The sequence below is a fragment of the Bradyrhizobium sp. SHOUNA76 genome, assembly GCF_023006445.1.
GTDB lineage: Bacteria > Pseudomonadota > Alphaproteobacteria > Rhizobiales > Xanthobacteraceae > Bradyrhizobium.
Window position 1 is genome coordinate 1 of record NZ_JALBHA010000277.1, and the last position, 8457, is coordinate 8457.

Sequence of the window (8457 nt, forward strand, 5' to 3'; positions counted from 1 at the left end):
AGCTCGCGCCGGCGCTGCGCCGGAACGAGATCGCTCAGTTCGCGCTGCGCTCGCCGGAGATCATCACGGCGTTGCGCGAAGCGATCGCGACCACCGAGCCGCGGCGCGCGACCTATCTCGATCATGTTCCGGTCGATCGCTGGATGGAGCTCATGATCACGCCGGTGCCGGTGCCGACCAGCTTCGGCGGCGCCGACAAATGCATGCTGATGACCTTTCACGACCAGACGCCGCTGCGGCGGGTCGAGGAGATGCGCGCCGACTTCGTCGCCAATGCCAGCCACGAGCTGCGCACGCCGCTCGCCGCGCTGTCGGGCTTCATCGACACGCTCCAGGGCCAGGCCAAGGACGATCCCAAGGCGCGCGAGCGCTTCCTCGGCATCATGCACAACCAGGCCACCCGCATGGCGCGCCTGATCGACGATCTGCTGTCGCTGTCGCGGGTCGAGCTGTCGGCCCATGTCCGGCCCGACACCCTGGTCGACCTGCTGCCGATCATCCGCCAGGTCGCCGACGGGCTCGAGCCGCTGGCGCGCGAGCGCCAGGTCGAGGTCGAGATCCATTTGCCTGATAGCCCGGTGATGATCGCGGGCGACCGCGAGGAGCTGCTCCGCCTGTTCGAGAATTTGATCGAGAACGCGCTCAAATACGGCGCCTCCGGCGGACGCGTCATCGTGTCGCTAACCTCGGGCGCGGCCACTGATGGAACTCAGGAAATCCGGATCATGGTTCGCGATTTCGGCCCCGGAATCGCTCCCGAGCACCTGCCACGACTGACCGAGCGGTTCTACCGGGTGGACGTCGGCGACAGCCGCTCGCAAGGCGGGACCGGGCTCGGATTATCGTTGGTGAAACATATTCTTAATCGCCATCGCGGCCGGCTTTTGATCGAAAGCGTGCCAAGACAGGGCGCCACTTTCAGCGCTTGTTTTCCCCAGGCGAAGGCCCCGGCTCAGATCTAATAATCAAGCGATTTCAATCGCTTGATGGTGTCATCCGGCTGTCACGAAACCTTCGTAAAAGCACAGCCGACCGCTCCTAAACGGGCGGCGTGGGGAGCGCGATCGGGCGCTGATGGCGCTTCGCTCCCCTGTATGGAGACCAGCATGAATTTCCTCAAAACGATCGTCGCTGCCGGCGTGGTCGCCGCGTCGGCGACGGCGGCCTTTGCTGCCGACATCACCGGTGCAGGCGCGACGTTCCCGTTCCCGATCTATTCGAAGTGGGCTGACGCCTACAAGAAGGAGACCGGCAACGGTCTGAACTACCAGTCGATCGGCTCCGGCGGCGGCATCAAGCAGATCCAGGCCAAGACCGTGACCTTCGGCGCCAGCGATGCGCCGCTCAAGGCCGAGCAGCTCGAGAAGGACGGCCTCGTCCAGTGGCCGATGGTGATGGGCGCCATCGTTCCCGTCGTCAACCTCGAGGGCGTGAAGCCCGGCGAACTGGTGTTCGACGGCGAGACCCTGGCCAGCATCTATCTCGGCAAGATCACCAAGTGGGACGACGCCGCGATCAAGAAGCTCAATCCGAACGCGAAGCTGCCCTCGGAGGCGATCACCGTGGTCCGCCGCTCGGACGGTTCGGGCACCACCTTCAACTTCACCAACTACCTCTCCAAGGCCAGCGCGGACTGGAAGAGCAAGGTCGGTGAGGGCACTGCGGTCGAGTGGCCGGTCGGCGTCGGCGCCAAGGGCAACGAAGGCGTGTCGGGCAACATCAGCCAGACCAAGAACTCGATCGGCTACGTCGAGTACGCCTATGCCAAGCAGAACAAGCTGACCTACACCGGTCTCGTCAACAAGGCCGGCAAGCCGGTGCAGCCGACCGTCGAAGCGTTCCAGGCGGCCGCCTCCAACGCCGACTGGGCCAAGGCGCCCGGCTACTACGTCATCCTGACCGACCAGCCCGGCGAGAAGTCCTGGCCGATCACCGCGGCGACCTTCATCCTGATGCACAAGTCCGCCACCGACAAGGCGGCCTCGCAGGAAGCCATCAAGTTCTTCCGCTGGGCCTTCAAGAGCGGCGGCAAGGCGGCCGAGGAGCTCGACTACATCCCGATGCCGGACAGCGTCGTCCAGCTGATCGAGAAGACCTGGGCTGCCGAGATCAAGAGCTAAGAAACGGCTCTCGTGTCCCGGACGCGGCAGCGTGAAACGCTGCCCGCTGAGCCGGGCCCGCCAAGAACCAGGCCCCGGATCGGCGCAGCGTCGCATCCGGGGCACGCGACCAAGAACAAGCGTATATAAAAATGGGCACAGGGGATCGGCGTGGCAGAAATGGCCGTTCAGAGCGATATCATCGACGACGCCGGACCGTATGACCGCGCCAAGGCCTTGAGCGCGTTCAAGCTCGGCGACGTCACCTTCTACTGGATCACGCGGCTGTCCGCGATCTCGGTGCTGTTGATCCTCGGCGGCATCATCATCTCGCTGATCGTCGGTGCGTTCCCGGCGATCAGGGAATACGGCCTTTCCTTCCTGTGGACGCAGCGCTGGGCGCCGTCGGCCGATCCGCCCGTGCTCGGCGCGCTCGGGCCGATGTACGGCACGCTCGTCACCTCCTTCATCGCGATGCTGATCGCCATTCCCGTCGGTCTCGGCATTGCGATCTTCCTCACCGAGCTCTGCCCGCAATGGCTGCGCCGCCCGATCGGCATGGCGATCGAGCTGCTCGCCGGCATTCCCTCGATCATCTACGGCATGTGGGGCTTCTTCGTGCTGGGCCCGTTCCTGGCCAACACCTTCCAGCCCTTCATGATCAGGATTTTCGACGGCGTCCCCGTGCTGGGCGCGATCTTCGCAGGTCCCCCGTCCTATCTCAGCACGTTCAATGCCGCGCTGATCCTTGCCATCATGGTGCTGCCCTTCATCACCTCAATCTCGGTCGACGTGTTCAAGACGGTGCCGCCGGTGCTGAAGGAGGCCGCCTACGGCGTCGGCTGCACCACCTGGGAAGTCGTGCGCAGCGTGGTGATCCCCTACACCCGGGTCGGCATCATCGGCGGCGTCATGCTGGCGCTGGGCCGCGCGCTCGGCGAGACCATGGCGGTGACCTTCATCATCGGCAATTCGTTCCGCATCTCCTCCTCGATCTTCGCGCCAGGGACGACGATCTCGGCGGCGATCGCCTCCGAGTTCGCCGAGAGCGACGGCCTGCACCAGTCCGGCCTGATCCTGCTCGGCCTGTTGCTGTTCGTGCTGACGTTCTTCGTGCTGGCCGCCGCGCGGCTGATGCTGATGCGGTTGGACAAGAAGGCGGGGAACTAACGTCATGGCTCTCAATCCGATCTATTCGCGCCGCCGCCGCAAGGACTTCGTCATCCGTGGGCTCTGCATCGCCGCGGCCGCCTTCGGCGTCACCTGGCTCGCGCTGATCCTGGCCACGCTGCTCTACAACGGCCTCGCTGGTCTGAATCTCCAGGTCTTCACCGCCGACACGCCGCCGCCCGGCTCGACCGAGGGCGGCCTGCGCAACGCCATCGTCGGCTCGATCATCATGACCGTCCTCGGCGTCGGCATCGGCGCGCCGCTCGGCCTGTTCGCCGGCACCTATCTCGCCGAGTACGGCCGCAACGACAAGCTGACCTCGGTGATCCGCTTCATCAACGACATCCTGCTCTCGGCGCCCTCGATCATCATCGGCCTGTTCATCTATGGCGCGGTGGTGGTACCGATGCGCGGCTTCTCGGCGATCGCAGGCGCGCTGGCTCTCGCGGTCATCGTCATCCCGGTGGTGGTGCGCACCACGGAGGACATGCTGCTGCTGGTGCCGAATCCGCTGCGGGAAGCCGCCAGCGCATTGGGCCTTCCGCGTTCGCTGGTGATCAAGCGCATCGCCTATCGCGCGGCGCGCTCGGGCCTCATCACCGGCGTGCTGCTCGCCACCGCCCGCGTCGCCGGCGAAACCGCGCCGCTGCTGTTCACAGCGCTGTCGAACCAGTTCTTCAGCCTCGGCCTGGACAAGACGATGGCCAACCTGCCGGTCACCATCAACAATTTCGTCCAGAGCCCCTACGCCTATTGGAAGCAGCTCGCCTGGAGCGGCGCGCTGCTGATCACCCTGACCGTGCTTGCCCTGAACATTGGCGCGCGCATCATCGGCGCCGAGAGGACTGCAAAATGAGCGAAATGTCTGTTTCCGTGAGCGCGCCGACCGTTCATCCCGGCTCGCAGCCGCTGCCCGAGGCACCGGCCAAGGTCACCGCGCGCAACCTCAACTTCTATTACGGCGAGCACCACGCGCTGAAGAACATCAACCTGACGCTCGGCGCCAACCGCGTCACGGCCTTCATCGGCCCGTCCGGTTGCGGCAAGTCGACCCTGCTGCGCATCTTCAACCGGATGTATGATCTTTATCCGGGCCAGCGCGCCACCGGCCAGCTGATGCTCGACCAGACCAACATCCTCGACCCCAGGCTCGACCTCAATCTGCTGCGCGCCCGGGTCGGCATGGTGTTCCAGAAGCCGACGCCGTTCCCGATGACGATCTACGAGAACATCGCGTTCGGCATCCGCCTCTACGAGAAGATCTCGAGGTCCGAGATGGATGACCGCGTCGAGAAGGCGCTGCGCGGCGGCGCGCTCTGGAACGAGGTCAAGGACAAGCTCAACGCCTCCGGCCTGTCGCTCTCCGGCGGTCAGCAGCAGCGCCTCTGCATCGCGCGCACCGTCGCGGTGCGGCCCGAGGTGATCCTGTTCGACGAGCCCTGCTCGGCACTCGATCCGATCTCGACCGCCAAGGTCGAGGAGCTGATCCAGGAACTGTCCGAGAACTACACGATCGCGATCGTCACCCACAACATGCAGCAGGCGGCGCGCGTCTCCGACAAGACCGCCTTCATGTATCTCGGCGAGCTGATCGAGTTCGACGACACCAGCAAGATCTTCACGTCGCCGACCGACCGGCGCACGCAGGATTACATCACCGGCCGGTTCGGCTGAGGAGACGGAACATGGGTACTGAACATACCGCCAAGGCTTTCGACACCGACCTCCAGGAGCTCACCCGCCTGGTCGCCGAGATGGGCGGCATCGCCGAGCGCATGATCGTCGAATCCGTCGACGCGCTGATCCGCCGCGACGTCGCGCTCGGCCAGCGCGTCGTCACCATCGACGCCGAGCTCGACGCGCTGCAGAAACGCATCGAGGAACGCGCCGTGCTCACCATCGCCCGCCGCCAGCCGATGGCGGTCGATCTGCGCGAGATCGTCGGCGCCATGCGCGTTGCGACCGACCTCGAGCGGATCGGCGACCTCGCCAAGAACATGGGCAAGCGGGTCGCCGCGCTGGAGACCGACTTCCATCCGCTGAAGCTGTTCCGCGGCCTGGAGCACATGACCGACCTCGTGCAGCAGCAGGTCAAGTCGGTGCTGGACGCCTATGCCGCGCACGATCTGCCGGCGGCGATGGCGGTGTGGAAGGGCGACGAGGAAGTCGACGCGATCTGCACCTCGCTGTTCCGCGAGCTCCTCACCTACATGATGGAGGATCCGCGCAACATCTCGTTCTGCATCCATCTGATGTTCTGCGCCAAGAACATCGAGCGGATCGGCGACCACGCCACCAACATCGCCGAGACCGTGTTCTACATGATCGAGGGCCAGGCGATCACCGACAAGCGGCCGAAGGGCGACATGACCACCTTCGCCACGACGATCCCGAATAGCTGAAGACCTCAAGGAGCGACGACACCATGGGCGCACGCATTATGGTGGTTGAGGACGAGGAAGCTCTCACCGAGCTTCTTCGCTACAACCTCGAAGGCGACGGCTATGACGTCGAGACGGTCATGCGCGGCGACGACGCCGACACCCGCCTCAAGGAGCACATTCCCGACCTGATCGTGCTCGACTGGATGCTGCCCGGCCTGTCAGGCATCGAGCTGTGCCGCCGCCTGCGCACCCGTCCCGAGACCAAGCAGCTGCCGATCATCATGCTCACCGCGCGCGGCGAGGAGAGCGAGCGTGTACGTGGTCTTGCGACCGGCGCCGACGACTACATCGTCAAGCCGTTCTCGGTGCCGGAGCTCTTGGCGCGCGTGAAGGGGCTGCTCAGGCGCGCCAGCCCCGAGCGGCTCGCCACCGTGCTCGCCTATGGCGACATCGAGCTCGATCGCGACAAGCGTCGCGTCGCGCGCTCGGGCCGGCCGATCGATCTCGGCCCCACCGAATATCGGCTGCTGGAGTTCTTCCTGGAGCATCCCGGCCGCGTGTTCTCGCGCGAGCAGCTGCTCGACAGCGTCTGGGGCCGCGACATCTACATCGACGAGCGCACCGTCGACGTCCATATCGGCCGCCTGCGCAAGCTGCTCAATCTCGGCCGCGAGCAGGACCCGATCCGCACCGTCCGCGGCGCGGGTTATGCGCTGGACGATCGCTTCGCGAAGGCTGAGCAGACGTAAGGTTTGCGGGCTGGTGTTTGGCGAGCTGCGGCGACACACTCAGTGTCTTCCCGGGGCGCGCGCAGCGCGAGCCCGGGACCTCCGCGCAAGCGCTTGCGCTCGTCGCGATAACCACAGGACGTGGTTTGGCGAAGACTCGGAGTGACCATCTCGCGCAACAATTGCGCCCTGTGGTTATGGATCCCCGCGCCCCGTGCGAAATTGCGCACTAGGCGGGGATGACATCGAGTAATTGGAGCCGTCATCACGTGACAGCGCCGTCCTTAGTCAACTAATTCGCTAACTCACCGCGGGCCCGGCTTGGCCGGTGCACGACGACGGTCCGCTGCGGGCTGATACGCCACGCGCGAGTGCTGGGCGCAATAGGGCAGGCCGGAGAGCGCCTTGCCGCCGCAGAAGAAGAAATCCGGGCTCGAGGGATCGCCGACCGGCCAGTGGCAGGTCGCCTCGTTCAGCTCCAGCAGCGACAACCTCTGGCTCATCGGCACCACGTTGTCGTAGGTGACCGGTTCTGCCTCCACCTCGACCTCGAAGGCCTGCGCCAGCGCGGTGTTGCCGCGCGCAATGGGGCGGGTCACCCGCATCATGTGCTGCGCGGGACGCGCCTTGCGCGGCCGGGGCGCTGCCGATGAAGGGCTCTTGGCGCGGCCGGACAGACCGAGCCTGTGCACTTTGCCGATCACGGCATTGCGGGTCACATTGCCGAGCTCTGCTGCGATCTGGCTGGCCGAAAGTCCGGCCTCCCAGAGCTTTTTCAGCTGCTCGACGCGATCATCGGACCAGGTCAAAACCGTCATTGCACCCTTTCCCTCGCTGCCGGCCAGCCATCCTGGGGCCTTGCAGCGAATGCCTAAGCCTTCAAAAACCCGTGCCGTCAGAATCCCTTAAGGCTCGCCGGGCGCGTGACTGACGCCCGAACGTTTACGCCGGTACAAGAGGACTCTTGGGATCAGAACCGCTGCACGAGATGTCGTATCTGACAATCCAAACGCTACAATATGGCGTGACTCCCGCGCAAGAGTCCGCCGACTCGCTTCCACATGTTCCGTGGTGAAAACCCGCAAAATCGGCACCGCAAGACTACGGATTCAGCGTTTCCCGAGGCTTTCCGGGCGGCATTGACACCCGTCTTGCCAAGCATAAGATAGTCCTGCGTGCCGCCCTTAAAAGGCGGCACGTTTCGTTTTCCGGGCCGGTCAATGGTGCGTTGCGCAATGCACGCGTCACACCGTCCGCAACATTCAAGTGATCGTCATGACTAACAGCGCAGCGCCGCATTTGCTCCCCGTTTTCGCCAGGGCCGACCTCGGTTTCGAACGCGGCGAAGGCTGCTGGCTGATCGCGACCAATGGCGATCGCTATCTCGATTTCACCTCGGGCGTCGCTGTGAATGCGCTCGGCCATTGCCACCCGCATCTGATCAAGGCGCTGCAGGAGCAGGCGACCAGGCTCTGGCACATGTCGAACCTGTTTCAGAGCCCGGACGGCGAGAAGCTCGCCGTGCGCCTGTGCAATGAGAGCTTCGCGGACTTCGTGTTCTTCTGCAATTCCGGCGCCGAAGCGCTGGAGGGTGTGATCAAGCTGGTCCGCCATCATCACTTCTCCAAGGGGCATCCCGAGCGCTACCGCATCATCACCTTCGAAGGCGCCTTCCATGGCCGCACCCTGGCAACGCTCGCCGCGACCGGCTCTGCAAAATATCTCGAAGGTTTCGGCCCGCCGATGGACGGTTTCGACCAGGTCCCGCATGGCGACCTCGAAGCCGTGAAGAAGGCGATCGGCCCCGACACCGCCGGCATCCTGATCGAGCCGATCCAGGGCGAGGGCGGCGTGCGCTCGGCGACGCCTTCTTTCCTCAAGGCGTTGCGCCAGCTTTGCGACGACAAGGGCCTGCTGCTCGCATTCGACGAGGTGCAGACCGGCATGGGCCGCAGCGGCGATCTCTTCGCTTACAGGCGCACCGGCGTCACACCTGACGTGATGTCGCTGGCGAAGGCGCTCGGCGGCGGCGTCCTGTCGGAAGCCGAGCTGCGTCCGAATTGACACGAGATGCGT

8 protein-coding genes and 1 pseudogene are annotated in these 8457 nt (G+C 64.9%); 8 read left to right on the forward strand and 1 reads right to left on the reverse strand.

The features are described 5' to 3' along the window. The 7 genes from MOV74_RS24190 to phoB form a co-directional block, all read left to right on the forward strand. Window positions 1-962: ATP-binding protein (locus MOV74_RS24190; protein WP_246928216.1), on the forward strand; the 962-nt coding region annotated here is incomplete at its 5' end. Between the two features lie 144 nt (window positions 963-1106). Continuing rightward, window positions 1107-2120 carry a phosphate ABC transporter substrate-binding protein PstS gene (gene pstS, locus MOV74_RS24195; RefSeq protein WP_246928219.1) on the forward strand — a complete coding sequence of 338 codons (1014 nt, stop codon included), beginning with the start codon at window positions 1107-1109 and terminating at the stop codon, window positions 2118-2120. 159 nt (window positions 2121-2279) lie between these two features. Next, window positions 2280-3269: a phosphate ABC transporter permease subunit PstC gene (pstC, locus tag MOV74_RS24200; protein ID WP_246928244.1), complete on the forward strand. Its 990-nt coding sequence runs from the start codon at window positions 2280-2282 to the stop codon at window positions 3267-3269. A 4-nt stretch (window positions 3270-3273) separates the two neighbouring features. Further along, window positions 3274-4125, forward strand: a complete 852-nt coding sequence (pstA, locus tag MOV74_RS24205; RefSeq protein ID WP_246928222.1) for a phosphate ABC transporter permease PstA — start codon at window positions 3274-3276, stop codon at window positions 4123-4125. Next, a complete protein-coding gene (pstB, locus tag MOV74_RS24210) occupies window positions 4122-4943 on the forward strand; it encodes a phosphate ABC transporter ATP-binding protein PstB (protein ID WP_246928239.1) in 822 nt (273 codons plus the stop codon). Before pstA ends, pstB begins: the two co-directional genes overlap by 4 nt. A gap of 11 nt (window positions 4944-4954) precedes the next feature. Next, window positions 4955-5671: a phosphate signaling complex protein PhoU gene (phoU, locus tag MOV74_RS24215; RefSeq protein WP_246928241.1), complete on the forward strand. Its 717-nt coding sequence runs from the start codon at window positions 4955-4957 to the stop codon at window positions 5669-5671. Between the two features lie 23 nt (window positions 5672-5694). Next, window positions 5695-6402 (forward strand): phosphate regulon transcriptional regulator PhoB, encoded by a 708-nt coding sequence (gene phoB / locus MOV74_RS24220; RefSeq protein ID WP_008143479.1) that lies wholly within the window; start codon window positions 5695-5697, stop codon window positions 6400-6402. A 284-nt stretch (window positions 6403-6686) separates the two neighbouring features. Here phoB and MOV74_RS24225 read toward each other — a convergent pair whose 3' ends face one another. Then, complete coding sequence (locus tag MOV74_RS24225; protein ID WP_014491301.1) at window positions 6687-7199, reverse strand: GcrA family cell cycle regulator; 513 nt, start codon at window positions 7197-7199, stop codon at window positions 6687-6689. 457 nt (window positions 7200-7656) lie between these two features. On the opposite strand from MOV74_RS24225, the pseudogene MOV74_RS24230 reads away from it, so the two are divergent. Beyond that, a pseudogene (locus tag MOV74_RS24230) lies at window positions 7657-8412 on the forward strand (aspartate aminotransferase family protein); the annotation flags it as partial. Window positions 8413-8457 lie beyond the last annotated feature (45 nt).

Bases quoted from the DNA above. Each gene is read 5' to 3' on its own strand.
- pstS (WP_246928219.1), top strand. From the start codon at position 1,107: ATGAATTTCCTCAAAACGATCGTCGCTGCCGGCGTGGTCGCCGCGTCG.
- pstC (WP_246928244.1), top strand. From the start codon at position 2,280: ATGGCCGTTCAGAGCGATATCATCGACGACGCCGGACCGTATGACCGC.
- pstA (WP_246928222.1), top strand. From the start codon at position 3,274: ATGGCTCTCAATCCGATCTATTCGCGCCGCCGCCGCAAGGACTTCGTC.
- pstB (WP_246928239.1), top strand. From the start codon at position 4,122: ATGAGCGAAATGTCTGTTTCCGTGAGCGCGCCGACCGTTCATCCCGGC.
- phoU (WP_246928241.1), top strand. From the start codon at position 4,955: ATGGGTACTGAACATACCGCCAAGGCTTTCGACACCGACCTCCAGGAG.
- phoB (WP_008143479.1), top strand. From the start codon at position 5,695: ATGGGCGCACGCATTATGGTGGTTGAGGACGAGGAAGCTCTCACCGAG.
- MOV74_RS24225 (WP_014491301.1), bottom strand. From the start codon at position 7,199: ATGACGGTTTTGACCTGGTCCGATGATCGCGTCGAGCAGCTGAAAAAG.